The 24,991-nt window shown below is 63.8% G+C and carries 25 protein-coding genes; 7 read left to right on the plus strand and 18 right to left on the minus strand.

Annotated features, from left to right (window positions below; all coding sequences use genetic code 11):
- The first annotated feature begins 7 nt into the window (after positions 1-7).
- Positions 8-1,615, plus strand: coding sequence for a lyase family protein (locus VKR55_RS25155; RefSeq protein WP_324407601.1), 1,608 nt, complete (start codon positions 8-10; stop codon positions 1,613-1,615).
- Positions 1,616-1,656: 41 nt separating this feature from the next.
- Here VKR55_RS25155 and VKR55_RS25160 read toward each other — a convergent pair whose 3' ends face one another.
- From VKR55_RS25160 to VKR55_RS25200, 9 genes are all read right to left on the minus strand, one after another.
- Positions 1,657-2,397, minus strand: a complete 741-nt coding sequence (locus VKR55_RS25160) for an acetoacetate decarboxylase (RefSeq protein ID WP_324407603.1) — start codon at positions 2,395-2,397, stop codon at positions 1,657-1,659.
- Between the two features lie 206 nt (positions 2,398-2,603).
- Positions 2,604-2,957 carry a hypothetical protein gene (locus tag VKR55_RS25165; RefSeq protein WP_324407690.1) on the minus strand — a complete coding sequence of 118 codons (354 nt, stop codon included), beginning with the start codon at positions 2,955-2,957 and terminating at the stop codon, positions 2,604-2,606.
- A 69-nt stretch (positions 2,958-3,026) separates the two neighbouring features.
- Complete coding sequence (locus VKR55_RS25170) at positions 3,027-4,046, minus strand: WD40 repeat domain-containing protein (protein WP_324407606.1); 1,020 nt, start codon at positions 4,044-4,046, stop codon at positions 3,027-3,029.
- Positions 4,046-5,092, minus strand: coding sequence for a CobW family GTP-binding protein (locus tag VKR55_RS25175; protein ID WP_324407608.1), 1,047 nt, complete (start codon positions 5,090-5,092; stop codon positions 4,046-4,048). The genes VKR55_RS25170 and VKR55_RS25175 overlap by 1 nt, the downstream gene beginning before the upstream one ends.
- Before the next feature lie 60 nt (positions 5,093-5,152).
- Positions 5,153-6,022, minus strand: a complete 870-nt coding sequence (locus VKR55_RS25180; RefSeq protein ID WP_324407610.1) for a metal ABC transporter solute-binding protein, Zn/Mn family — start codon at positions 6,020-6,022, stop codon at positions 5,153-5,155.
- A 3-nt stretch (positions 6,023-6,025) separates the two neighbouring features.
- Entirely contained in the window at positions 6,026-6,850 is an 825-nt protein-coding gene (locus VKR55_RS25185; RefSeq protein ID WP_324407691.1) for a metal ABC transporter permease, read from the minus strand.
- Positions 6,851-6,900: 50 nt separating this feature from the next.
- Positions 6,901-7,656, minus strand: coding sequence for a metal ABC transporter ATP-binding protein (locus VKR55_RS25190; protein WP_324407611.1), 756 nt, complete (start codon positions 7,654-7,656; stop codon positions 6,901-6,903).
- A 5-nt stretch (positions 7,657-7,661) separates the two neighbouring features.
- Entirely contained in the window at positions 7,662-7,856 is a 195-nt protein-coding gene (locus VKR55_RS25195) for a hypothetical protein (RefSeq protein WP_324407612.1), read from the minus strand.
- Between the two features lie 363 nt (positions 7,857-8,219).
- Positions 8,220-8,819, minus strand: a complete 600-nt coding sequence (locus tag VKR55_RS25200; protein WP_324407613.1) for a superoxide dismutase — start codon at positions 8,817-8,819, stop codon at positions 8,220-8,222.
- 104 nt (positions 8,820-8,923) lie between these two features.
- Between VKR55_RS25200 and VKR55_RS25205 the strand changes: the two genes are divergently transcribed.
- Complete coding sequence (locus tag VKR55_RS25205) at positions 8,924-9,451, plus strand: GNAT family N-acetyltransferase (RefSeq protein WP_324407615.1); 528 nt, start codon at positions 8,924-8,926, stop codon at positions 9,449-9,451.
- Between the two features lie 32 nt (positions 9,452-9,483).
- Here VKR55_RS25205 and VKR55_RS25210 read toward each other — a convergent pair whose 3' ends face one another.
- On the minus strand, positions 9,484-10,638 hold the full coding sequence (locus tag VKR55_RS25210; RefSeq protein WP_324407617.1) for a DUF3095 domain-containing protein: 1,155 nt from the start codon (positions 10,636-10,638) through the stop codon (positions 9,484-9,486).
- Between the two features lie 208 nt (positions 10,639-10,846).
- Here VKR55_RS25210 and VKR55_RS25215 point away from each other — a divergent pair, with 208 nt between their 5' ends.
- Positions 10,847-11,641, plus strand: coding sequence for an RMD1 family protein (locus tag VKR55_RS25215; protein ID WP_324407619.1), 795 nt, complete (start codon positions 10,847-10,849; stop codon positions 11,639-11,641).
- Positions 11,642-11,648: 7 nt separating this feature from the next.
- Here VKR55_RS25215 and VKR55_RS25220 read toward each other — a convergent pair whose 3' ends face one another.
- The 8 genes from VKR55_RS25220 to VKR55_RS25255 form a co-directional block, all read right to left on the minus strand.
- The gene (locus VKR55_RS25220) at positions 11,649-13,286 is read right to left on the minus strand and encodes a metallophosphoesterase family protein (protein ID WP_324407621.1); all 1,638 of its coding nucleotides are present in this window, start codon (positions 13,284-13,286) and stop codon (positions 11,649-11,651) included.
- 46 nt (positions 13,287-13,332) lie between these two features.
- Positions 13,333-14,049: an MgtC/SapB family protein gene (locus VKR55_RS25225; protein WP_324407623.1), complete on the minus strand. Its 717-nt coding sequence runs from the start codon at positions 14,047-14,049 to the stop codon at positions 13,333-13,335.
- 76 nt (positions 14,050-14,125) lie between these two features.
- Positions 14,126-14,851: an SDR family NAD(P)-dependent oxidoreductase gene (locus tag VKR55_RS25230; protein WP_324407625.1), complete on the minus strand. Its 726-nt coding sequence runs from the start codon at positions 14,849-14,851 to the stop codon at positions 14,126-14,128.
- The gene (locus VKR55_RS25235) at positions 14,844-16,226 is read right to left on the minus strand and encodes a class I adenylate-forming enzyme family protein (protein ID WP_324407628.1); all 1,383 of its coding nucleotides are present in this window, start codon (positions 16,224-16,226) and stop codon (positions 14,844-14,846) included. Before VKR55_RS25235 ends, VKR55_RS25230 begins: the two co-directional genes overlap by 8 nt.
- Positions 16,213-16,458, minus strand: a complete 246-nt coding sequence (locus VKR55_RS25240; protein WP_324407630.1) for an acyl carrier protein — start codon at positions 16,456-16,458, stop codon at positions 16,213-16,215. The genes VKR55_RS25235 and VKR55_RS25240 overlap by 14 nt, the downstream gene beginning before the upstream one ends.
- Before the next feature lie 156 nt (positions 16,459-16,614).
- On the minus strand, positions 16,615-18,414 hold the full coding sequence (locus VKR55_RS25245; protein ID WP_324407632.1) for a long-chain-acyl-CoA synthetase: 1,800 nt from the start codon (positions 18,412-18,414) through the stop codon (positions 16,615-16,617).
- A 77-nt stretch (positions 18,415-18,491) separates the two neighbouring features.
- Positions 18,492-18,884 (minus strand): MarR family winged helix-turn-helix transcriptional regulator, encoded by a 393-nt coding sequence (locus VKR55_RS25250; RefSeq protein ID WP_324407634.1) that lies wholly within the window; start codon positions 18,882-18,884, stop codon positions 18,492-18,494.
- A gap of 185 nt (positions 18,885-19,069) precedes the next feature.
- The gene (locus tag VKR55_RS25255; protein WP_324407635.1) at positions 19,070-19,678 is read right to left on the minus strand and encodes a hypothetical protein; all 609 of its coding nucleotides are present in this window, start codon (positions 19,676-19,678) and stop codon (positions 19,070-19,072) included.
- A 260-nt stretch (positions 19,679-19,938) separates the two neighbouring features.
- Between VKR55_RS25255 and VKR55_RS25260 the strand changes: the two genes are divergently transcribed.
- The 4 genes from VKR55_RS25260 to VKR55_RS25275 all read left to right on the plus strand — a co-directional run bounded on the left by VKR55_RS25260 (position 19,939) and on the right by VKR55_RS25275 (position 24,860).
- Complete coding sequence (locus VKR55_RS25260) at positions 19,939-21,282, plus strand: substrate-binding protein (protein ID WP_324407637.1); 1,344 nt, start codon at positions 19,939-19,941, stop codon at positions 21,280-21,282.
- Between the two features lie 116 nt (positions 21,283-21,398).
- Positions 21,399-22,274 (plus strand): branched-chain amino acid ABC transporter permease, encoded by an 876-nt coding sequence (locus VKR55_RS25265; protein WP_324407639.1) that lies wholly within the window; start codon positions 21,399-21,401, stop codon positions 22,272-22,274.
- Between the two features lie 13 nt (positions 22,275-22,287).
- Positions 22,288-24,165: an ABC transporter permease subunit gene (locus tag VKR55_RS25270; protein WP_324407640.1), complete on the plus strand. Its 1,878-nt coding sequence runs from the start codon at positions 22,288-22,290 to the stop codon at positions 24,163-24,165.
- Positions 24,162-24,860, plus strand: coding sequence for an ABC transporter ATP-binding protein (locus VKR55_RS25275; protein ID WP_324407642.1), 699 nt, complete (start codon positions 24,162-24,164; stop codon positions 24,858-24,860). Before VKR55_RS25270 ends, VKR55_RS25275 begins: the two co-directional genes overlap by 4 nt.
- Positions 24,861-24,991 lie beyond the last annotated feature (131 nt).

Below are 24,991 nucleotides of genomic sequence, written 5' to 3' on the forward strand. Positions count from 1 at the left end.
GATTTGCGTGAACTACCCTGCCTGCATCGCGGGAGGCGTCGGCCTCTTGATCGCATCCAGCGCCTTCGCGGCGGATACCGGGCAGTTGCCCTGCAAGACCACGCAGGAGTGCAACGAGGCCGCCGCGAAGATCGGCGTCAACGCGCCCGGCGACGCCCAGCTCCACACCAGCAAGGTGGATGCCGCCGAGGACCAGTTCTACTGGCTTAACAAGATCAACAAGGCTTCCGCCGTCATGCTGGTGGAAGAGCGCATCTTTCCCAAGGAAGTCGGCCAGTTGATCGCCAAGGGCGTGGATTACACCATTCGCCAGGCCCAGCAGCCGGGCGGCAAGCGTCCCAGCGACGTCCTGCAGATCGAGAAGATCATGACCGATAAGGTCGGCGAGGAAGCGTCCGTCATCCATGCCGGGCGCAGCCGTCAGGACATGTATGCGACCTATCGCGCCGCCAAGCTGCGCGACCAGACGCTGGACTTTGCCGAAGCCCTGCTCGGCCTGCGCGCCAGGCTGCTGGCCAAGGCGGCCGACAATCTCGACACGCTGATGCCCGCATATACCAACGGCGTGCAGGCAGTGCCGATCACCTATGGTCACTACCTGCTCGCCTACGAAGAATCCTTCGAGCGGGACCAGCAACGCATCAGTGAAGCCTGGCGCCGGCTCAACCTCAGCCCGATGGGCGTCGGCGTGCTGTCGGACTCGATCTGGCCATTGAACCGCGCCCGCCTCGCTCAACTCCTGGGCTTCGACGGCATCGTCGAGAACTCGATGGACGCCAACCAGGTGATCCCGTTCGACAATCAGCTCGAGGCCACCGGCATCGCCAACTCGGCCGCCATCCGCATCGGCGTAATGATGCAGGACCTGCACACTCAATATGCGGAAGTGCGGCCGTGGCTGCTGCTGCAGGAAGGCTCGACCTATACAAGCAGCGCGATGCCGCAGAAGCGCAATCCGGGCCTGATCACGCAGGCCCGCATCGCCGCTTCCGACGTCGTGGGACTCTCGGATGCCGTGTCCATCCGCGCCCACAACGTCACATCAGGGATGGTCGACTACAAATTCGAATTCGAGAATCTCGGCGTGTTTCCCCATGCCGTCAAGATGATCAACGCAGCCGATCGGGTGTTCGACGCGATCGTGGTCAACAAGGCGCGCGCCAGGGAAGAGCTGGAAGCCGACTGGACGTCGACCATGAACCTCGCGGAATTGCTGTTGCAGGCGCATCAGATTCCGTTCCGCGTAGGGCACGGCTTCGCCTCGCAAATGGTCGGCTACGCGCGGCCCCTGAACCTGACGCCCAAGACCATTCCGTTCAATGTGGTGACCGACCTGTTCGCCAAGACGCTCGCGAAATTCGAGATGCCCGCACAGCCTTTCCCGATGAGCGAAGCCGAGTTCAGGGATGTCATGTCGCCTGAATGGATCGTGACGCACACCAAGGGCGTGGGTGGCCCGCAGCCGGCCGAAACCGAGCGCATGCTCAAGCAGGCCCGGCAGCGTCTTGAAGCCGACACGGCCTGGCTCGCCGAGCGGCGCGGCAATCTCGCGAAGGCCGATGCCGCGCTCGATCAGGCCTTCGCGGCATTGTTAACGCAAAGCAACGCACAGTAGTCGCGAACCGGAGGAAGTTGCCGGTGAGGCCCGCCACTTCCTCACCTCGCCATATAATCGAACACCACACTCCCCAGTCCTAGCGTCAGATCCGCCTTGAAGTGCAAGGCCGACACCACCTCGCGCACCGGCAACCGCGCGACGTCGCAGAGCGCGTGCGGAAACAGGCCGAGCGCGGCGGGTCCCGTCCAGGCTTCCTTCAGCGTGATGTCCTCGAGCTGGAAGCGCACCAGCTCGCAGATGCGCGCGGTGGCGTCGACATGCGGAATGATCTTCAAAATGAAATTCGGCGCCCTCATCGATTTCAGCACGATGTCGTGGTCGACATAGCGGTGCTTGTAGCCCATGGTGGCAGACGCGCAGAGCACCGAGCCGTAGTGCAGCGTGCCGACCAGCACGTCGCTCTCCACCTCGATCTTCGGCCGCGCCAGCTTCTTCGGAAAACCCCAGAGCTCGCGGCCGCCGGCGATCGGGCCTTCGTCATCGAGATACATCGCGTGCGTGTAAGCGCCCTCCTCGCCCTTGAAGCGCACCGGAATCACCTGTCCCGTCTCGGTGTAATCGCCAAAGCCCGTGGAATCGGGCATGCGAATGAACTCGTATTTGACGACGGACTCGGTGATCTCGAGCGGCTCCGGGACCACGGCCGCAAGCGCTTCGGGATCTGTCTTGTAGGTGATGACGAAATATTCGCGGTTGTAGAAGCGATAGGGCCCTGGCGGGAAAGCCGGGTTGTTCAGCGGCATCGAATAGGCGTTTCGCCGGACGTCGTCGATCTTCATGGGGTGCCTCGCTTCCTCGTGTGAGGCGCCATGATACGGCGGCACTGCGTCAGGAACGAGACGGTGAAACCGGCAGGTATGCCGTCACACAAATCTCGTCATTCAGGGGCGCCGCGCAAGCGGCGAACCCGGAATCCCATAACCCCGATGGTGGTTATGGATTCCAGGATGCGTGCTCCGCACGCATCCCGGAATGACGAGGGCTGTTACTTCTTCTCCCTGATCGGCGGCGCCATCTTTTCGGCGGGCGCAGGCGGGAGCGCCGGCTTGGCGCCTTGCTTTTGCGCTTCCGCATTCGGTTGGGCTGGCTCGGGCGCAGGTGTTGTCGGGCGCGTGCCGCCGGGCTTCGACTCGGCGGGTGTGTTCGAGGGGTTAGGCGTGGGCGCCGGCGTCGCCTGCAACGGCTTGCCCGGTGTGCCGGTGGCCTGCGCCATGTCCACCTGATTCCGCGCCCGCAACTCGACCAGCGAGACGCCGATCGTCACGACGCCTGCCGCAAATAGAATGGCGGCGAGCCATAAATCGCTTTTGACGCTGCGTTTCGAATCGCCGGACCACATCACGTTCACTCGCCATATCCGTGATATGAACGATTGGCCCGGCGCAATGGTTCCTGCCGGAACCTTCGCTTAAAGCGGAAGCAGGCCCGCGTCGCCCTCTTCATCGGCGAAAGCGAGCAGCGTGCCCTTGGCGTTCCAGGCCAGTGCTGCGACCGGTGGTGTGCCATTACGCCTCACCAGGATTTCAGCGCCGTCCTCGAGCCGCACCATCAGCACGGTGCCGTCGCTGTAACCGCAGGCGAGTATGTCCTGCTTCGGATGGCAGGCGACGACCGCTACCCGCGCCTGCAGTGGCGCCAGCATCGCCGGCTCCTTGCCCATCGGGCCGTCCTTGCTCGCAAAGGGCCACATGATCACCATGTCGGCACCCGAGGTCGCGAGGAATTTGCCGCCCGCGCTCCACGACATCGATTTGACGCGGCCGGGATAGCCGGACATCCGCATGTGGCGGTTATCGGCGAGCCGCCAGCCATGCATCGCCGGCTCGTGCATCGCTGTGACCAGGAATTTGTTGTCGGGGCTGAAGGTCACGCCGAGATGCGAGCCCGCCCATTCCAGAAATTCGGCATTCGCCGCCATGTTCGGAAACCACAGCGTCACGCCGCCATAATGCGCGATCGCAAGCCGCAGCCCCTTGGGCGCAAAGGCGAGTCCGCCGACGGTGGACGGCACCTCGAAGAATTTCTCCTCGTTCTTGCCGCTGCGCACGTAAGCGATCTTGCCCGCCGACCAGGCGTACGCGCCGTCAGTATGAAGGGCGACATTATCGATCCAGCGCCGCTTCGCATCCTGCGCAAGTTGAGTGACCTCACCCTTGGCATCGATCGCCGCCACCTTGCCGTCATCGCCACCGGTGACAATGCGCTTGCCGTCGGACACCGCGCAGAGGATGCCGCCGCCATGCACGGCGATGCGCGAGACGTCTCCTTCCGTATCCACGAACGAGATGTTCTCCTCGGCACCGACGAAGCCGGCGCGCTCGCCAAGGAAATGCACAGCCGACACCGCCGCGCCGATTCTAACGGGACGCACGCGGTCGGTGACGGATACGATGGAGGCCTGCTGGCCGCCCGGCTCGAACGTGCTCATCACGTGGTGATGCAGCTCTCAAAACCGTCGCGGATCGCCTGCTCCGGCAATTCGCGGCCGATGAAGATGAGCCTACTCTCGCGCGGCTCGCCGTCCTTCCATTTGCGCTGGTGGTCGCCCTCCAGCATCATGTGCACACCCTGGAAGACATAGCGGTCGTCATCGTCGGTGAAGGCGAGGATACCCTTGGAGCGCAGGATCTTCTGGCCCTCGGTCGCCACCAGATTCTGCAGCCACGGCATGAACTTTGTCGGATCGAGCGGCTTGTCGGTCTTGAGCGCCAGGGATTGCATGTCCTCGTCGTGATAGTGCTTCAGGCCATGGCCGTGATCATGATGATGATCGTGATCATGACCGTGATGATGATGGTCATGGTCGTGGTCATGATCGTCGTCGACCTCGAGGAAATCGGGCTCGAGATCGAGGATACGGTCGAGATCGAACGCGCCGCGCTCCAGCACGTCCGACAGCCTGACCTTGCAGCGTTCGGTGCGGTGCAGTTTCGCGTAGGGATTGATGCCGCGAATGCGCGCCTCGACCTCGGCAAGCTCGCCCTTGGACACGAGATCAGTCTTGTTCAGCACGATGACGTCGGCGAACGCGATCTGGTTCTTGGCCTCCGGCGCGTCCTTCAACCGATCAGCCAGCCACTTGGCATCGGCCACGGTAACGACGGCATCGAGCCGCGCATTCTTCTGCACATCCTCGTCGACAAAGAAGGTCTGCGCCACTGGCGCCGGATCGGCAAGCCCCGTGGTCTCGACGATGATGGCGTCGAACTTGCCCTTGCGCTTCATCAAGCCTTCCATGATGCGCACGAGGTCGCCGCGCACGGTGCAGCACACGCAGCCGTTGTTCATCTCGAACACTTCCTCGTCGGCTCCGATGATGAGGTCGTTGTCGATGCCGATCTCGCCGAATTCGTTGACGATGACGGCGTATTTCTTGCCGTGGTTTTCCGACAGGATCCGGTTCAACAACGTGGTCTTGCCGGCGCCGAGATAGCCGGTCAGCACGGTCACGGGAATTTTGGAAGCTTCAGGCATCACAACCTCAGAACGGAATTTTTGCAGGCCACTCTCGGCGGGCAAGGTGGCCCCTGCCCTCTAGTTGCCGAGCGCGCTGGTCAGGGCCTTTATATTGTGCCTGACGAGGGCAATGTAAGTGGGGGCAGGCCCCTTTTCGTCAGTCAGACTGTCCGAATAGAGGGTCCCGCCGGCCTTGACGCCGGTCTCGGCCGCGATCCGGCCGATCAGCCGGTCGTCACTGAGATTTTCCAGAAATACCGCCGGTATTTTATCGACCTTGATCTGTTGGATCAGGGCCGCGATGTCGCGCGCCGAGGGCTCGGTTTCCGTGGAGACGCCGACGAGCGCGAGGAAGGCGATGCCGTAGGCGGCGGCAAAATAGCCGAAGGCCTTGTGGGTCGTGATCACCTTGCGCCGCTCGGGCGGGATTTTCGCAACCGCCGCCCGCACCTCCGCGTCGAGCACGTCAAGCTCGCCGAGATAGCGCGCGGCATTGGCGCGAAACACCTCGGCATCGGCCGGATCAGCCGCGGCCAGCGCGTCGCGGATATTGACAACATAGATCTTGGCGTTCGGAACGGATTGCCAGGCATGCGGGTCAGTCTCGGAGCCGACCTTGAGCGGCGCGATGCCGTTCGAGGCCACAACGATCGTGGCCTTGCTGCCGGCAGCTTGCGCCAACCGCGGCAGCCAGCCTTCAAGGCCGAGGCCGTTGACGACGAGGAGCTTTGCGGCGGCGTTCTTCTTTGCATCCGATGGCGCCGGCGTATAGACGTGCACGTCGCCGTTGGGACCGACCAGCGTCGTCATATTGACCCTGTCGCCGCCGACGTTTTTGACGAAGTCGCCGAGGATCGAAAAGCTTGCCACCACATTGACGCGATCTTGCGCGCGCACCGGGCTTGCCAGGAGTGCAGCGACAAACGCGATGAGCAACAGCCGCCGCATGGTTCAGGCTTCAAGATGCCGGCCGGGGAAGAGCTGCCGCACCACGCCGCCGACGCTGCCGAACAGCACGGAGGCGATGTAAAGCACCGCGGCCACCAGGATGATCGCAGGGCCGGAAGGAATGCGCGTCTGGAACGACAGCACGAGTCCGGCATAGCCCGAGATGATCGCACTCACCACGGCGGCACAGATCATGCCCGAGATGTCGCGCGACCAGAATTTGGCGATGCCCGCCGGCAAGATCATCAACCCGACCGCAAGCAGGGTGCCAAGCGCCTGAAAGCCGCTGACAAGGTTGATGACGACCAGCGCGAGGAAAGCCAGATGCGCCGGTGTACCGGCACGGCTCACCGTGCGCAGGAACAGCGGATCGACGCTTTCGATCACCAACGGGCGATAAATTACCGCGAGCACGACGAGCGTGATGGTGGCGTTGCAGGCGACCACCAGCAGGGTCTGGTCGTCCATCGCGAGGATATTGCCGAACAGCACATGCAGGAGGTCGATATTGGTGCCCTTGACCGAGACGATGGTCACGCCAAGCGCGAGCGAAGCGAGATAGAAGGTCGCGAGCGAGGCATCCTCCTTCAGCCCGGTCGAGCGCGAGACGACTCCGGCGAGGATCGCGACCAGGAAGCCGGCGGTGAGCCCGCCAAGGATCATCGCAAGCAGGTTGAGCCCGTAGAGCAGGAAACCGATCGCCGCCCCCGGCAGGATCGCATGCGCCATCGCATCGCCGACGAGGCTCATCCGCCGCAACATCAAAAATACGCCGATCGGCGCGCCGCCGAGCGACAACGCGATGACCGCCGCCAGCGCGCGGCGCATGAACTCGAACTCGGTGAAGGGCGTGATCAGCGCGTCTGTAAGCGGCACGGTCAGGCGGCCCGCGATTGTTGGTCGTCGACACAGGCGGCCGCGGAATCGTCAAAGGCTTCGCACATACGCATCGCAACCACAAGATTGTCCGGTGTCAGCACGTCTTCGGTCGGCCCCCACGCCACAGGTCCGCGCGCAAACAGCAGCGTTTCGGGAAAGTGCGCGCGCACCGTTTCCAGATCATGGAGCGCTGCCAGCACCGTTCGTCCCTCGGCGTGCCAGCGCTTGACGAGGAGGAGCAGATCGGCCGAGGTTCGGCTATCGATCGCATTGAAAGGTTCGTCCAGCACGATCAGCCGCGCGTCCTGCAGCATCACCCGCGCGAACAACAGACGCTGCATCTGCCCGCCAGACAGCGTACCGATAATGCGCTTCTCGAAGCCGGTGAGACCGACGGCGGCGAGCGCCATGCCGATGGTCTTGCGCTCGGGCTTGCCGATGCCACCGAACACGCCGGTCGCGCGCCAGAGCCCGGTGCCGACGAAATCGAACACGGTGATCGGAAAGCCGCGGTCGATGTCGGTGGTCTGCGGCAGATAAGCGATATCGCGGGCGTCGATGCCGCCGAGCGAGATGGAACCCGAGAGCGGCTTGAGGATACCGACGAGGCCGCGAAACAACGTCGACTTGCCGGCGCCGTTCGGACCGACCACGGCAAGCAGTGCGCCGGCCGCGACCTCACCCGAGAGATGGTGCACGGCTGGGTGGCGGTCATAGCCGAGAGTAACGTCGCGGAATTGCAGTTGCGCGGACACGGGCCTCACCTCATCGCCAGCCACACCACGACCCAGAGCGCGGCGCCGACGATAACCGCGACGCTGAGCCTGGAGACCACCGGCATGCGCAGGATCGACCAGGTCGCCGCCTGCGCCGGATGCGGCGCGGCGGGGCCATGGCTATGGGAATGCGCATGGTGATGCGCGTGCCCGTGGTCATGGTGGGTGTCAGGAACCATGAGCCAACGTTATATTATAACATTACATCTGCCAAGGCGTTCAAAGCCTTAGGGCTTGCCCATGGCCATGGCGTTGGTGGCGGCCAGGAAGGGAACGGGATCGACACCCGCGCACCGGAACCAGACGAAGCAGGCCGGCATGAACGGGATTTCCCACTAGGGCAAGCGCTGGAAGGCGAACAGTGCCCGGGCGATGACATCGCCCCTGATTTTTCTTTTCGTCATTCCGGGGCGCGCCAACGGGTCCGCGCAAAGCGCGGCCTGTTGACAGGCTCCGCGCGAACTCTGGTGCGCAATCGCGCACCAGAGAATCTCGAGATTCCGGGTTCGGTGCTTTGCCCCGCCCCGGAATGACCGCAACGATCAGCTCGCCTTGCCGAACAAAGCGTCCACGTAATCCCAGTTGATGAGATGATCGACGAACGCCTTCAGGTAATCCGGACGGCGATTGCGATAGTCGATGTAGTAGGAATGCTCCCAGACGTCGCAGCCGAGGACCGGGGTCGCGCCGTGCACCAGCGGGTTTTCGCCGTTCGGGGTCTTGGAGATTTCGAGCTTGCCGTTCTTGACCGAGAGCCAGCACCAGCCGGAGCCGAACTGGCCGGCGCCGGCGGCGGCGAAATCGGTCTTGAATTTCTCGAGCCCGCCAAGATCCTCGTTGATCTTCTTCTCGAGCCGGCCCGGCAATTTGCCGCCGCCTCCGTTCGGCTTCATCCAGCTCCAGAAGTGGATGTGGTTGAAGTGCTGGCCCGCATTGTTGAAGACCGCGGCGTTCTTGTTGTAGGAGCCCTTCACGATGTCCTCGAGGGACTTGCCTTCGAATTCGGTCCCCTTGATCGCGTTGTTGCCGTTGGTGACGTAGGCCTGATGGTGCTTGTCGTGGTGGAATTCCAGCGTTTCCTTCGACATATGGGGCCCGAGGGCGTCATAGGCGTAAGGCAGGGGGGGGAGCGTAAAGGTCATGGGATTTTGTCCGCAACTGAGGGGAAGACGTGACTTAACGGACCCCCTTATAGAAGGTTCCATCGGTGTAAAACACCGCAAATTGGTGAAACAGGCATCCCCAAATGAGCATCGAGATCGACGTCCTCAACGGCAGCGCTTCATGGGCGAGGACCGAACCGCTGCACAACGCAGTCTTTGGCCGCGAGATCGTCGAGAAATTGCCCTGGGGTCACATCGTGTGGGCGCATGCCGATCTGCGCGTGCTGATCGACGCGCCAGAAGGCGGGCTGGCCTGCCATGTCGGCATCTATTTCCGCACCATCGGCTGGAATGGCCACGACGTCCATGTCGGCGGCATCGGCGGCGTCATGACGCGAGAGGATCGCCGTGGCCGAGGGCTAGCGAGCATCGCGCTCGATGCGGCGATCGCGACCCTGCGCGCCAATGAAGCGGTGCGCTTTGCGATGCTGTTCTGCGAGCCGCACAATTTCGCTTTCTACCAGGCGCGCGGCTGGCATCCGTTCACTGGCGAGGTCTATTGCGAGCAACCCGACGGCCGCATCCGCTTCAACGTCATGGCGCCATTCGTATTCGACATCCGCCGCGCGCCACGCGATGGCGTCATCGACCTCAACGGCCCGCCGTTCTAGCAATGATCGGCAACGCACCCGGCTGAACGGGCTTATGCCGCCATCGCCTTCAGGGCGGTCGCGGCGGACGCATAGCCGCCGCGCGCGCCATCGATGAAATGCACATGGTCCGCGCGCATCACGCTCGGCGTGAAGCATGTCATCATCGCCGCATCCTGACGGTGCAGCCCGTAACGCACCACGCCGTTGGCGGCGGCAGCCGAAAGCCGCTCGGCCAGCGCACTTGCGAGCTCCTCGGTGCAGTCGAGGATCATGCGCAAGCCATCGTCATATTTGCGGAAGTCGGAATTCTCCACGACCTGGCGGATGTAGTTCGCCGGCACGAAATTGCCGACCTTGATGCCGAGGCGCATGATGGCATAGGCCCATAGCGTCAGCGCCAGCACCATGCCCTTGCGCGCGAATAACGGCCCGCCGCGCGCAGCGCGCGCTTCATAGTCGATGCCCTGCGGAGGCCACTTCAAAGGCGGGCCGCCTGTCGGCACCGGCCGCCCGGCATCCGGAGTCCGTTCGACGAGCTGGATGATGTCCTCGATCGCTTTGCGGAAGGCTGCCGGGTCGGCCCTGGCCGTCGGCACCACCAGCACGGAGAGGATGAGGCCGCGCGCGGCCGGGATTTCCTCGAACCGGCACGACAACCCCGACAGATCAGGCTGCGTGCCAGGCGGCGCCGCTGGGATTGCGAATTCGCCACGCTTCATCGCGGCCTCCGCCCAGCCGAGCCCGCCGCCGGAGAACATCGCATAGGACAGGTTCGCCGACGGCCCGAAGCGCGCAACGCGCACGTCCAGGCCTTGCGCGCGGATGGCGCTGAGCGGCACCAGCGCAACGCGCATGACGAGGTCGAGGTCTTCCCTGACCCAGATCGCGGTCGCGGCCAACGCCTCGCGCACGCGATCAAGGTCCTCAGGCGCCACCGCAAAGCTCGCCCCGTCGCCGCCGAATACGAAGGGAAATTCGCGGCCCTCCAGCGCATTGGTCACCGCGGCGATCACCGCAGCGCCCGCCATGTTGACCGCCTTGTAGCGCTTGTCGGCGATCGCCCTGGTCGATTCCACGATGTCGGCGACCCCGACGGTCCAGTCGTCCGGCAGGGGCCAATACAACGACGGCTCCATCAGCTTGGTGAAGCCGCGGAAGACGGGAATGCCGCCATAGAACGTTTCGCTGCCGCCTGGCTGGGTCATCGGTGGCGATCGTCGCAGTTGAGATGCCGAAGGTACGGTTGGGCCGAAGAGTCGGGTTCACGGAAACGTATCGAAGCCGGCCATCAAACGCAAAGAGGGCCGAAAGCCAAATGCCTTCAGAGATGTTCCCGGCAGCGACGGGACGCCGCAGGATGCAAGAGCCTCACCCCTCATCGCAAAACCGCCCCTCCTCTGCTAGGTCTAGGGCATGAGCGACCCGGCTCCGACACAGATGTCCGTGCATGCAGTGCAGATCGGCGACCGTATCAACACGGCCGGCTTCGACGGCGAGATTCTGTCGAGCACGCCGCTCGCCGTGCGTATCGGCGCGAGCGGATTGGCCGTGGTGTTTCGCTACGGCGTCGCCGTCTTCCTCGGACTCACCGCAGACCAGGAAGCCGAATTCCTCGAGCAGTTGCTCCCTCGCACATTCGGCAGGATCTCTACGCGCGAAGAGGAATGGGCGAAGGTCCAGGTCGCCAAGGAAGCCGAGGGGCCGATCCCGGTCGGCGGGCCCATCCCGGTGCGCGAGATGTCGCTGGAGCGCTTGCTCGTCGTCTCCGACGCGCTCGCCAAGAGCGTCGTGCTCGGACGCCACGAGCGCGAGGTCGCCAGCGTCATCGACACCATCGAGCCGTTCGCGCGCGACCTTGCGACCATGGGCAAGACTTCCAAGAGCCGGTCCGACTTGCTGAAGCTGCTCGGCAGCTCGCTCCTCGTGCAGCATCGCGTCTCGGGCCGCGTCGCGGTCGGCGAGAAGCCCGACGTACTCTGGGACCGGCCCGATCTCGAGCGGCTTTATTCCTGGCTCGAGGACGAATACGAGCTCTCCGAGCGCGTCGAGATTCTGAACCGCAAGCTCGAGGTCATCTCGGACACCGCGACCACGCTCGCCGACATCATCGACGCCCAACGCTCGCTCCGGCTGGAATTGATCGTGATCTTCCTGATCGCGTTCGAGATCGTGGTGACCGGCTACGAGATCTTCAGCCGCGGCCATTGAAGCGTTTTCACGGCCGCTTCAGCTCCGTGACACGGAACGGCTCCAGGGTGTCGATCGCCTCAGGCGATTGCGTGTGATAGCTGAAGCGAAAATAGCGCACGGTGATGCCGTCTCTGGTGAAGTCGGCGAGAATGAAACCGTTCTCCTCGATCGGCTTCAGATCCTCGACCATGGTGAGATGCGTCGATGGCGAGGCGCCGATGCCGCGGGACGCCGAGGGCCAGCCGCGATCGCCGGTGCCGAGCGGTCCCGACAGGATCACAACGACGGGATTTTTCCCGAAATCCAGCGCACCGCTGCGCTGGATTCGGCCCTCGGCAATGGCATGCAGATCGCCGGAGATCACAAGCGGAATCCGTCCCGGCATCGCCGCGACCTCGGCCATCAGCCGGTCGTGCTGCTTGAGCCAGCCGCTCTGCCAATAAGGCTTTGGCTTCTCGGTGGTGAGCTTGCCGTCCCTGCCCAGGACGTCCGGATACCACTCGCCCCATTTGCCGGCGCTCCATCCCGGTGGATTGGAGGGGATGTTGACGAGATGGATCATCTCGCGGTCGGTCATGCGCGATTTCAGCCAGGCCTCGACCGTGCCGTCAACGAAGACGGCGCTCGGTCCCGCCAGCGTCTGCGTGCGGCGCACGTCATAGAGCAGGATTTCGGCTAGCTTGCCGTAGCGCAGCGTGCCGAAGGCTTCGGCCACGCCGGGCGGCCGGTCGGCTGCGGATGCGCCGGGAAGGCCGAGCGGGCGATTCCGGTCCGGCAGATATTCCGGGTAGTAGAGCTTGCGCGTGGCGCGGGCGAGCTCCAGCATGAAATGATCGGGCGGAAAGGTGACGATGTCGTCGGTCGCCTCGTCATTGTCGAAATAATCGTGGTCGTCCTGCATGAAGAACACCGGCGTCGAGCGGAGAGCCGCGCCATATTGCGGAATGATCTGCGGACCGGTGGCGCGGCGGAACACCACCTCGTTCGGCGTGCCGAACACCGGCTGGGCGCGGTCGAAAGTGCCGGCGAGCTCACTGGCGCGCGGCGACGCGCCAGTGCCCTTGGACGCTCGCGGCGCGCGCAGGTCCCAATAGATCTGGTCTCCATTGGCGATCAGCGCATCCGGCTTGAAGGAAAGCCCGCGCGCCAGGAGGCGGCGGCGTAGCGCCGAAGGCAGCCAATTGATCCTGCCTGCAGGCAGGCCCTGGTTGAAGCCGTCATGGCCGCCGCCGCAAGTATAGATCATCACCCGCAGCCGCTCCGGCATCGCCTCGGGTGCGGGAAAAGTCGCAAGCTGCCACGGCTCGCACAACGCGCGGCCGCTCGCACCTTTGAGTGAAAGCGTGTAGGACGTAGCCGGCGACAGCCCGGTGACGTCGAACTGCCAGAAATCGCCGGTGGACGTGTTCGCCTGACCACGTACTCTCGTAGAGCCCACCTGCAATTCAGGCGGTGCGACCTGCGCCTCGCGGAACGACGCCTTGATCAGGAAGCGGTCGGGGCTGACAGTCGGGATCACATGCTGGACCGCGCCCTGGTCCCAGTCCTTCTCGCGCGTCGCGGGATTTTCGGCGGCAGCCGCCGGCCCGCCGATGCCGGTCGTGATCAATCGTGGCAGTGTGGCCGCGGCTGCGCCCCAGACGAACTCCCGTCGCGTCGCCATGGCGTCCTCCTCGTTGTCCCAAGCTCAAACGGGCGGTTCGGAAATGTCATTCCAGCGCGCTGATATGCCACGCCGCATGACTTACCCCGGGAAGCTTCGACAGCTCCGAGACCACGCCGTCGAGATCGTCGGGCTCAGCGGCCAGCGGCACCAGCACCGCGGACACGTCGACATTGTCATCGCCGTGAAACACGATCTTGGTCTCACGGACCGGATAGCTCGCAGCCTCCAGCCGCTCGTTCATGAAATCACGCACCTCGCCCGCTCGCATGGAATCGGTCGTGGCGCTGATCTCGTAAGTCGCCTCCGACGTGTCCTCGTTCAGCGGGATGCGGTCGATCGCATTCACGAGCGGGCGGAGCAGCGTGTTGCCGGCGAGCACGAAGATCGTCAGCGCCACCGCCTGCGCCGCCATGTCGGCACCGGCGCAGGCCCCGACCGCCGCTGTTGCCCACAGCGTCGCGGCGGTATTGAGGCCGCGGACGTTCACGCCTTCTTTCATGATCGCACCGGCGCCGAGAAAGCCGATGCCGGAAACGACATAGGCGATCACGCGGGTTGCGCCCTCGGCGCCGTTAATGCGATTGGCGAGGTCGACAAAGGCCGCAGCTCCAACGCACACCAGCACATTGGTGCGCAGTCCCGCGCTGCGCTGGCGGTATTGGCGCTCGGCGCCGATCAGCGTCCCCAACACGAATGCAGCAAACAGGCTGACAAGGGTATCAAGGAAATCGTGAAGCTCGAACGTCCTGATGAATTGCACCGAACACCTCGATCGGATCGCGCGCGATACTGCGCCCAATATCACCTACGAACAAGATCGCAATGTGAAGGTTGAATCAGGCCGTGTTGCCGGCGTCGATGGTCAGCACGCTGCCGGTGATATTCCGGCCGCCGTCGCTGAACAGATATTCCACCATGCGCGCGACATCGGCAGCCTCCGGCAGCCGGCGCAGCGCGCTGCGCTTGACGATGCGCTCGCGGCCTTCACCGCCGAGACTTTGGGTCAGCTCGGTGTCGATGAAACCCGGCGCGATCGCATTCACGGTGATGCCGATCTTGCCGACTTCCCGCGCCAGCGAGCGGGTGAATCCGGTCGCCGCGGCCTTGGTCGCGCCATACACCGACAGGCCGTTATAGCCGGTGGAGGCGATGATGGATGAGATGTTGACGATGCGACCCTCGCCGTCGGCCATCATGTGCCGCACGATATACTTGGTGAGGATCACCGGCGACAGCACGTTAAGGCGCACCAAAGCCTCGATGTCGGAGTTGTGCATTGTCGCCAGCAGGCCCTCGGTACCGATGCCCGCATTGTTGACGAGGCCGTAAATTGGGCCGAACTCATCGCGCATGGCTTTCACGAAGGCCGGCAGTTCGTCAACGACGCCGAGGTCGCAGGCGCGGAAATGCAGATTGCCTTGTTTCGCCTCGCCGATCGCCGCGTGCAGCTCGTCGCTTTCGCGCCGCGCCACTGCGATCACATTGAAGCCGGCCGCAGCCAGTAGCTTCGCGATCGCAAGCCCGATGCCGCGGCTGCCGCCGGTGACGAGGACGTTACGCATCGGAGCGGGCAAGCTTTCCGGCCGGCGTGACGTCCAGCGCGTCGACAAAGCGGATCACGGCCGGCACCTTGTGGGAAGCGAGCGAGGCGCGGCACTGGCTCAAGATCTCGTCACGAATGTCCTTCGCGCGGCACGCGCCATCGGCTGTCAAGACGACATCGGCGACCACGACCGAGCCGGTGATCGGGCTGCGGCGTGATTTCGCGCGCGACATTCGCACGTCGACATGGCGATTGATGACGGCCTCGATCTCCTCGGGATGAACCTTCAGGCCGCCGATATTGATGATGCCGCCGCGGCGGCCGACGAAGTAATAGCGGTCACCGCGGAGATCGACCATGTCGCCGGTATCGACAAAGCCGTCGCCGTCGGTGAGCGCAGCGGCACGCTTGCCGACATAGGCGTGCGCGGTGCGCCTGGAGCGGATGCGGAGCGAGCCGTCGACGATCTTCATCTCGACGCCACCGCTGCCTTGTCCGATCAGGTTTGCGGGAAAGCCTTCGCGGCCGTCATTGACGGCAAAGCCGACGCCGGCCTCGGTCGAGGCATAGGCATGGCCGACTGAGGCGTTGGGAAACGCCTGCTTGAGGCCATCGAGCACGGCCTGATCGGCGATCTCGCCGGAGAGGCGGACATAACGCGGCGCAAAGCCCGCGGCCGAGCCGCTCATCAAGAGCTTGCGCCAATGCGACGGCGTGCCGGAGATGTGGGTGACGCCGCGCGCATGCAACCGCGCGACATGGTCGGCGAGCGGCTCGCCATATTCCGACAGCACCATCGAGCCGCCGCTGATGATGGCGCGCAAGAAGATCTGAAGTCCGCCATAACGGCGAATGTCATAGAAGGTCGCCCAGACCGGCGGGGTGCCGCGCGCCGGGCCCTCGGCAACAATTGCGCCGCACAGGCCTTCGAGCGTGTGGCCCACGATCTTCGGCACGCCCGACGTGCCGGAGGTCAGCATCAGCCATTCCGTCGCGCGCTCGGTCTGCGCAGGCGAGGCCTGCTTCAGCCGCAGGGCCGCAGTCACGACAAGGGCGATGCCCTTGTCCGCCCATTGCTCGGGGCGGTCCGTGATCACGGCGTCGATCCCGGCGTCCTCGATCAGCGCGCCGAGATGATCCGGGTTGACGTCGGGCGGGCACAGCAGTAGGCGCCGAGCGATGCCGTCGATCTCGATCATCACAAGGCCCGAGACGAGCTGTCCCGTCACCGACAGCAGCACCGAACGTCCCGACAGCTCGCCTAGGGGGCCATCGAGACAGGTCTTTGACAGAATATCGGTCAGCGATACGACATGCCCGGCGTCGGAGATCGTGCGCCCCTTCAGCTCCGGGCCGAGATAGTCGCGAAGCGCAAAAACCTCACGCGGGGACATTTTCGTAAGCCCGGACGAAATCGCCGACCGTCAACGGGAACGCTGCGTCCTCCGAGATGGTAAACGGATCGATGCCGAGATCGTCTTCCAGCCGTGCGACCAGGATCGCAAAAGCAAGCGAGTCGAAGCCGGTTTCGTGGAGCGAGAGCTCGTCGTTGAGCGGCGGCAGGTTGACCTGCTGCTCCTCCGCGATCTGCTTCATCGCCGCAATGATCCTTAATCTGACCGACATGGATTGCCTCGCCTTTTCGTTAAATCGTTGGAGCGCATCATACTGTGCAAGTGTGAATTAACTGAGCCTCGCATTCGGCCTTTCGCCTTGGTTGGTAAACACCTTGCAAGTTCGATCAGCAGAGTTCCGAATAACGCGGAAAGTTTTTGTAAAACTTTAGAGGCGCATGACGCCGCTCGCGATGCGCTCGAACATTTCCGCATCGAGCTGAATATAGGCGCCGGATTGCGGGTCCTTGAGATAGAGCGGCTCGCCGACGACCGCAAGATCGAATCCTTCGCGCATCAAGAGCTGCTTCTTCTGCTTGAATGTTTCGGTGGCGTCGAGCTTCGCGCAGACGCGGATGAAGAGCGGATGCGCGTAAGAAGGCAGCCGCCGCGCGAGATGATCGGCGAAGGCTTTGAAATCGAAGTCCTCTCGCGTAACGATCGCCGACATACCGGCACGGCCGTCGGTACCAGGCACTTCGACGCCATAGGTCGTGGCGTCGAGCACGCCTTCATACTCGCGGATCGCGTCGTTGACTTCGCTGGTTGCGACATTCTCGCCCTTCCAGCGGAAGGAATCGCCGACACGATCGACAAAATGGAAGAAGCCCTGCTCGTCGAGCCGCATCATATCGCCGGTACGGAACCAGGCATCGCCTTTGGCGAAGACGTCGCGCAGAATCTTCTTTTCGGTCTCGCACCTGTCGGTATAGCCCTCGAAGCGGCCGCCGCCCTCGTCTGCGGTGCCGATGCGGCCGATCGCTTCTCCGACTTCACCGCGGGCACAGCCGATGCAGAGGCCGTCGGCGTCGCGCAAGGAAGCGCCGCTTTCGGGCTCGACCTTCACGATCGCCGCCGGGAAACGATGCGCGAGCAGCGACGGTATCCGGCCGATCGCACCCACCCTGCCCTCGACATTATAGAGCGAGAAGTTGCCTTCGGTCGCCGCGTAGAATTCGAGGATCCGCGGGATCGCAAAGCGCGCCTGGAATTCTTCCCAGATATCGCCGCGCAGGCCGTTGCCGCAGGCCAGGCGCAGGCGGTGCTTGGTCTCGAATTCGGAAGAAGGCGCCTTCAACAGATAGCGGCAGAGCTCGCCGATATACTGGAACAGGGTGCAGTCGAGGCGGACCAGATCGCTCCAGAAATGCGTGGCCGAGAATCGTTCTGCGAGCGCCATTGAGGCGCCGGCGAACAGCATGCTGCAGGGCGCGACGACCCCGCCGACCGAGTGATAGACCGGCAGGCAGTTGTACAGGCGATCGTCCGACCTCGCGTCGGTGAGACCTGCGAACCAGCCGCCCCAGTTCAGGATGCGGCGATGACTGATGCTGGCGGCCTTGGGCAGGCCGGTCGTGCCCGAGGTGTAGATCAAAAGCGCGCGGTCGTTGATGGTGATGTCGCGCCGCTCGCCGGGCGAAAGCGGGCTGCCGTCAAGCCCGGCGAGCGCCGCGCCGAGGGCGGCGTCCGTCCAGACCTTCGGCGCGTGCGCAAGCAGCGGCTGCGCCGCTTCGAAGGCCTCGGTGAGTTCAGCTGCAACGATGATATGATCGGCATCGGCGACATTGACACAATGCGCGAGCGATTGCCCGACCAGCCTGGTGTTGATCAGCGCCACCGCGCCGCCGACGCGGCTGATGCCGAGCCAGGCGGCGACGTAATCCGGCCGCGTAGGCATCATGAGGCTGATCGTGTCGCCCTTCTTGATGCCCGCCGCCAGGGCCCAGCGCGCGAAGCGGTTCACGCGCCCGGCGAGCGCGCCGTACGTGAAGGTCTCGGCGTCGGACACGAGCGCCGGGAAGTCACCCTGCCGCACCGCCCATTCCTCCACGATATCGGCAAACAGCCGCCGCGGGGCGGCCTCGATGCGCGAGGTCAATTCGATCGCCTTCAGCCACGCCTTTGCCGCCGAGGGTTTTGCGCGCGGCACCGGGGCTTCGGTGGGTCGATCGATGAGGCCGGTGGTCATGACCTCTTTCATAAGCGGATTGGCCTGACCAGGTGTTAAGCGGAACGGTTAAAAATGCCTCGGCCGGGGCTGAGATTTCACGACCGCCGGATCAATTTCGCCATCTTCGTTAATGTCGACCCCATATTCCGCAGCTCCTGCAAATGGATTCGCGACAGCCGCTGCAGACGCCGCTCGCCCTCTTTTGTGAGTTGCACGAGGACCCGCCGGCCATCGGAAGGGTCGATGCTCCGGCTCACGATCTTGAGCTTCGCCATCCGGTCGACCAGCTCGACCGCGGTGTGATGCCGAATGAGGAGATAGTTTGCGAGATCACCGACAGATAGCGGGTCGCGGCCGGACAAGCCCCTGATCGCCAGCAGCGCCTGATGTTGTTGCGCCGTTAGCCCCGATTTGTTGGCCGCCGCCTCGCTGAACGCCTGAAAGCGCCTGAGCTCGTAGCGAAACCGGGCCAGCGCCTCGTAGTCCACCGAGCCCTTGCGGCCGCGTCCACCGGACGCACGGGCCTTCGTCGGACGCTGCTTGCTTCCGGTCGGAGTTCGCATTCCTGATCCCGTACCCGCTGTCGTTCAGAGGACGTTGACACCAACCCCTTGGCAATCGCCACATCGATACCGGCAATATCTGTGGACCGCTGCCCACACCGCGTCGGCGGTCAGGATCGCCCTCCCCGCCGATCGTCGGCCGCCTTGTTCAGATATCTCAGAAGGATGCGTTGAATCGCCACGGGTACCCGAGTGCTATTGCGGCGCACCGATTTTTCGAGCGCCTCTGCGAGCTCGGCCTTGGTGAGCTCGCCGGCCGAGAATCTTGCGACCAGGTCCCGCCAGGCTTCGGAAAGGGACTTGCCGGCGTGAAACAGCGGCTGGATCGTCACGCCGCGCGCCTGGGCCCAGCGAGTGATTTCCTCAACCGTGCGCGGACCGCAATTCCGCGCGATAGACAGGCGCTCCACCGTGATCTTTCGAAGCAGCTCGTCAGGCGGGACCCAATCGTCCTGCGGTGGGATTTCTCCCATGATGTCATCAGCCAGAATCTTCAGGACATTGATCGCCCGCACGCTGAGCACATGATCGTCCCCCGCGCCCGCCGGGGCATTCCCCGACGGGTGTTTGGCCGGACTGGCCAATGCAAGGCCGAAGCAGGTATTGACGATATGTACCGGCGGAATCTCCTCGTCCGCCGGCGCGGCGAGGGACGGGCGGGCACGGGTGGCTCCTCTCCCTGGCGGGCGAGCGTGGGCAGCTCCTTTGCTTGCAGCCATGCTTCACGTCCTGGCCTGAACGACAAACGGTTGAGGCCCACTACAATATCTTGCCCTGCGACGTTGTGGCGTGCATTTTGATCCGCCTTCGACGAAAGGTGACATTGACAGCACTATCTGTCGTGGAACGATATGTTTCACGCAAGCATAGTATGTCGCGATTGCGGCATGTCGGAACTCGCGACGGGCCGGAGGTCTGACGGGACCTGCGCCGGGCAAAATACTACAACATCACAATATCTTCGGGAGGACGTTGGCTGATGACGAAAAGAACCAGCAATTTCTTTTTGCTTTCGCGTCGCGGTTTGCTGCAGGGCGCGGCAGGGTTGGCAGGGGGCGCGATGCTACCCGCCGGCATGCCGATCGCACTCGCGGAGGATCATCCCGCGCTCGGCACCTATCCGGCGGGCTCATCGGGCTCGTCGGTATTCATCGGCGTCGCCGTGCCGCGCACCGGCACCTACGCCGTTCAGGGCGAGGACGAACTCAAGGGCTGGCAGCTTGCGGTCGAGCACATCAACAGCGGCAATGAGCTGATCAAGAAGATCTCGCCGAAGACCACCAAGGGCGTGCTCGGCAAGGAGCTGAAGCTCGGCATCGCCGACTCGGCCGCCAAGCCCAACGACGCGGTGCAGGCCCAGCAGCGCTTCATCACCGAGAACAAGGCGATACTGCTGACCGGATCGACGTCGAGCGCGGTCGCGGTCGCACTGAACAAGCTCGCCCAGCGCGAGAAGGTGCTCTATCTCGCCGGTATCTCGGGCTCGAACGACACCACCGGAAAGGACTGCGTCCGCTACGGCTTCCGTCAGGACTTCTACGGCCAGACCGCGGCCGCCGCGATCGGTCCGATCGTGGTGAAGAACTTTGGCAAGAACAAGAAGGCGGCCTACCTGACGCCCGACTACACCTACGGCCACACCGTCACCAAGTCGATGGAGGACTATCTTGCGACCGCGGGATGGACCACCGCGACCAATCAGGTCGCGCCGCTCGGCGCACCCGACTACTCGTCATATCTCCTCAATGTCGCCAACTCCGGCGCCGACGTGCTGCTCAACGTCAATTGGGGACACGATGCCGTGCTGTCGACCCAGCAGGCCAAGCAATTCGGCGTGCTGGACAAGATGAAGCTGGTGATCCCCTACCAGATTCCGTTCATCGCTAGGGACACCAATGGACTGATGCAGGGCGTCTTCGCCGCCACCGACTACTGGTGGACGCTCGAGGACAAATACCCGCTCGCCAAGATGTTCAACGATGCCTTCGACAAGAAGTTCGGCTACAAGCCGGAGTGGGGCGCGGCCAACGCCTATATCAGCTTCGCGCACTGGGCCCACATGGTGGAGGAGGCCAAAAGCTTCTATCCGCCTGATGTCATCAAGACCTACGAGAAGGGCGAAACGGTGCCCTCATTCGTGGGCGACGTGCATTATCGCCCGGAAGACCACCAGTGCGTCCGTCCTGTCATCATCGTCAAGGGCAAGATGCAAAAGGACATGAAGAACAAGGAGGACTATTGGGACGTCGTCGAAATCGTGCCGGGCGCCGGCCTGATGCAGAAACCCGACGCGTTTGGCTGCAAGCTCGGCGATTACACTTGAACATAGCTTGACTTCTGGCGCCGCTGGCAGGCATGCGCTTGCCGCGGCGCCAACTTTTTGTGCGGCCTCTCACGCGGGGCTTGCCCGTTTGCAAATCACCACCATAATCGTCGTTCATGATCAGTTGGCCCAACTTCGTTTCTCAACTCTTCAACGGGCTGGCGCTGGGCGCCTTGCTCGCGCTGATCAGTTCCGGCCTGACCATCATCTACGGCACCCTCGGGGTGCTGAACCTCGCGCACGGCGCGATGTTCATGATCGGCGGCTATGCCGGATTCGTCGCCTACCAGTATACGGGCTCGTTCGCCGTCGCGGTCATCGCGGGCTCGCTGTTCGTGATGATCCTGGGCCTCGTCATGGAGCGCGTCATCATCCGGCATTTCTACAGCCGCCCGCACGAGGATCAACTCCTCGTCACCTTCGGGCTCGGCATCTGCTTTGTCGAAATCGTCCGCCTGATCTTTTCCAGCGATTCGAAAATCGTGCCGCCTCCGGCACTGTTCCAGGGCATCACCAATCTCGGCTTCGCGTTCTATCCGACCTATCGGCTCTGGGTGGTCGGCATCGTCGCGGTCGCGCTTGCCGCGCTGTTCCTCGTCCTCTACCGCACGCGGCTCGGCATGATCGTGCGCGCCGGCATCGAGGATTCCGTGATGGTGGATTCGCTCGGCATCAACGTCTATCGCGTCTTCATGATCGTGTTCGGTATCGGCGCCATGGCCGCCGGCTTTGCCGGCATCGTCAATGCGCCGGTCGTCTCGCTGACGCCGGGCGTTGGCGACGACATCCTGGTCGAGACCTTCGTGGTCGTGGTGATCGGCGGTGTCGGATCGTTCCCCGGCGCCATCCTCGGCGGCCTGATCGCCGGCGAAATCATCAGCGTCACCTCCATGTTCAACCCCGGCTACGCCTATGTGATGCTGTTTGCGGCGATGACGCTCGTCCTCGTGGTGCGACCGCACGGCCTGCTCGGCGTGCAGGGCCGCGAGTAAGCGTGACCGCAAGATGCTGAGACAACGACCCTTCCTGATCGAAACGCTCACGGCCATCGGGCTGATCGCGGCGCCCTTCTTGCTGCCCTATCTCGGCTTTGCACCGGACACTGTCAACCGCATCCTGGTCTGGGGCCTGTTCGGCATCGGCTTCGATCTCCTGTTCGGCTTCACCGGCCTGCTCTCGTTCGGCCAGTCGGCATTCTACGGCACCGGCGGCTTTGTCGCCGCCTACCTGCTGACCCGCACCGGCTTTACCAACGTGGTCGGCGCGCTGATCATCGGCATGATCGCCGCCGCCGCGACCGGTTACCTCGTCGGGCTGATTGCCTTGCGGCGCATCGGCATCTACTTTGCCATGATCACGGTTGCGATCGCCGAAGTCTTCTTTTTTGTCGAATTCAATCCTCTTTCCGACTGGACCGGCGGCGAGAATGGCCTGCCCGGCGTGCCGGCGCCGAGCTTCAACCTCGGCTTCATCACGTACCAGTTCACCACCGGCTGGTCGCTCTATATCTTCATCGCGCTGTGCTACTTCATCGGTATCGTCATTGCGTTGCGCATCGTGCGCTCGCCGGTTGGTGCGATCCTCAGCGCGATCCGCGACAATCCGCTGCGTGCCACGGCCGTCGGCCACAACAGACACGGCTACAAGCTGACCGCCTTCGTGATCGCCGCCGCTTACGCGGGATTCGCCGGCGGCCTGCTCGGCGTGCTGCAGGCCTTCATGCCGCCCGACGCCTTTACCTTCGATACCTCCGGCCAGCTTGTGATGCAGACCGCGATCGGCGGCAGGGGCACGCTGTTCGGTCCGCTGGTCGGCGCCGCGGTCTGGCTGTTCCTGCAGGACTTCCTGCAGGGTGCGCTTGGCCTTGGCGCTGCGTGGAAGCTGGTGCTCGGCGTTGTGTTCGTGCTGCTGGTATGCTTCCTGCGCGGCGGCATCATCGGCGGCCTCGCAGACCTCTATCGCCTTGTCGTGGGCCAGCGACTGAAGGTCCCTGCTGAGGAGGAAGCCTCGTCCGGCCCGACTGCCGAGGCCGAGCAAAAGGTGGCGGAGGCCAAGATCGCAAATCCGGGCCCAGCCGCCGCGACGCCGTTGCGACACGCCAACCGCGACGAAGGTTCGGGCCCGATCCTGCGGGCGACCGGGCTGACCAAGCGATACGGCGGCATCATAGCCAATCGCGATATCGACTTCACGGTCAATCGCGGCGAGCTGCGCGGCATCATCGGTCCCAACGGCGCCGGCAAGTCGACCTTCTTCAAGATGCTGACCTGCGAAATTCCCCCGACTTCCGGCAGCATCGTGTTCGAGGGGCGCGACATCACCGGTATGAACGTCACCGACGTCTGCCAGCTCGGACTGACCAAGAGTTACCAGGTCAACCAGCTCTTCAGCGGCCTCACGGTGCGCGACAACATCGTCATTGCCGCGCTCGCGGGGCTTCGCGGCAAATTCCGGCTGGACATGTTTTCCAGCCTCGACCGGATCCCGGGCCTGAACGAACGGGTCGAACACACGCTCGCGCTGGTCAACCTTTCTTCCCGGCGGCTCACGCCGGTGTCGGAGCTTGCCTATGGCGAGAAGCGGCGACTCGAGATCGGGCTTGCGCTCGCGACCTCGCCCAGCCTGTTGCTGCTGGACGAGCCGCTCGCCGGCATGTCACCGCGCGAACGAGTCGAGACGGTGAGCCTCTTGAAGTCGATCGGCCGCGACCGCACCATGGTCGTCATCGACCACGACATGGATGCGCTGTTCGAGCTTGCCGAACGCGTCACCGTGCTGCAGGAGGGCAAGGTCCTGACCGAGGGCACACCTGACGAAATCAGGAAGAGCGCCGCGGTGCAGGAAGCCTATCTCGGCGGCGTGCATGGAGTGATCGACGCATGAACCTGCTCGAGGTCAACGCGCTGAACTCCTATTACGGAGATTCCCACATTCTGTTCGACGTGTCGTTGCGCGTCGAACGCAACGAGGTCGTGGCCCTGCTCGGCAGGAACGGCGCGGGGAAAAGCACGACGCTGAAGAGCCTGATGGGCGTCGTGACGCCGCGCACCGGCTCAGTGATGCTCGACGGCATGGACCTCGCGGGCCGCAAGAGCCACACCATCGCACAGGCCGGCATGCAGCTCGTGCACGAGGAGCGCCGGATCTTCGGCAGCCTCAACGTCGAGGAGAACCTGATCATCGCGGGCCTGACCGCGTCGCAACGCTGGCCGCTCGGCCGCATCTACGAGATGTTTCCGAGACTGAGGGAGCGGCGGACCAACCGCGGCACCGATCTCTCCGGCGGCGAGCAGCAGATGCTGGCGATCGCGCGGGCGCTGGTCCGCGATCCGAAGATCCTGCTGCTCGACGAACCGTTCGAGGGACTGGCGCCGATCATCGTGCGCGACCTGATGAAAGTCTGCCGCGATCTGGCCGCGGCCGGCCAGACTATCGTGCTGGTCGAGCAGAACCTGGCGGCGACGCTGGCGCTCGCCCAGCGCATCTACATCATCAACAACGGACATATCGTTCACGAAGGACCGGCAGAAGAAATCAAGGCCCAGCCGGAGGTGCTGCAACGCTACCTCGGCGTCTAGCCACCGGGTCGGAGCGCCCCGCGACCGGACGAAATCGACGATAGAACGAAGGTCGAATGGAGCTGCCCCCGTTTCCGTTCTCAACGACTCCCGGAGCGGGTATGCTGCACGCCAAAGAGCGGGCCCGGATT

Origin of the sequence: Bradyrhizobium sp. (assembly GCF_035309285.1) — a bacterium.
Classification (GTDB): domain Bacteria; phylum Pseudomonadota; class Alphaproteobacteria; order Rhizobiales; family Xanthobacteraceae; genus Bradyrhizobium.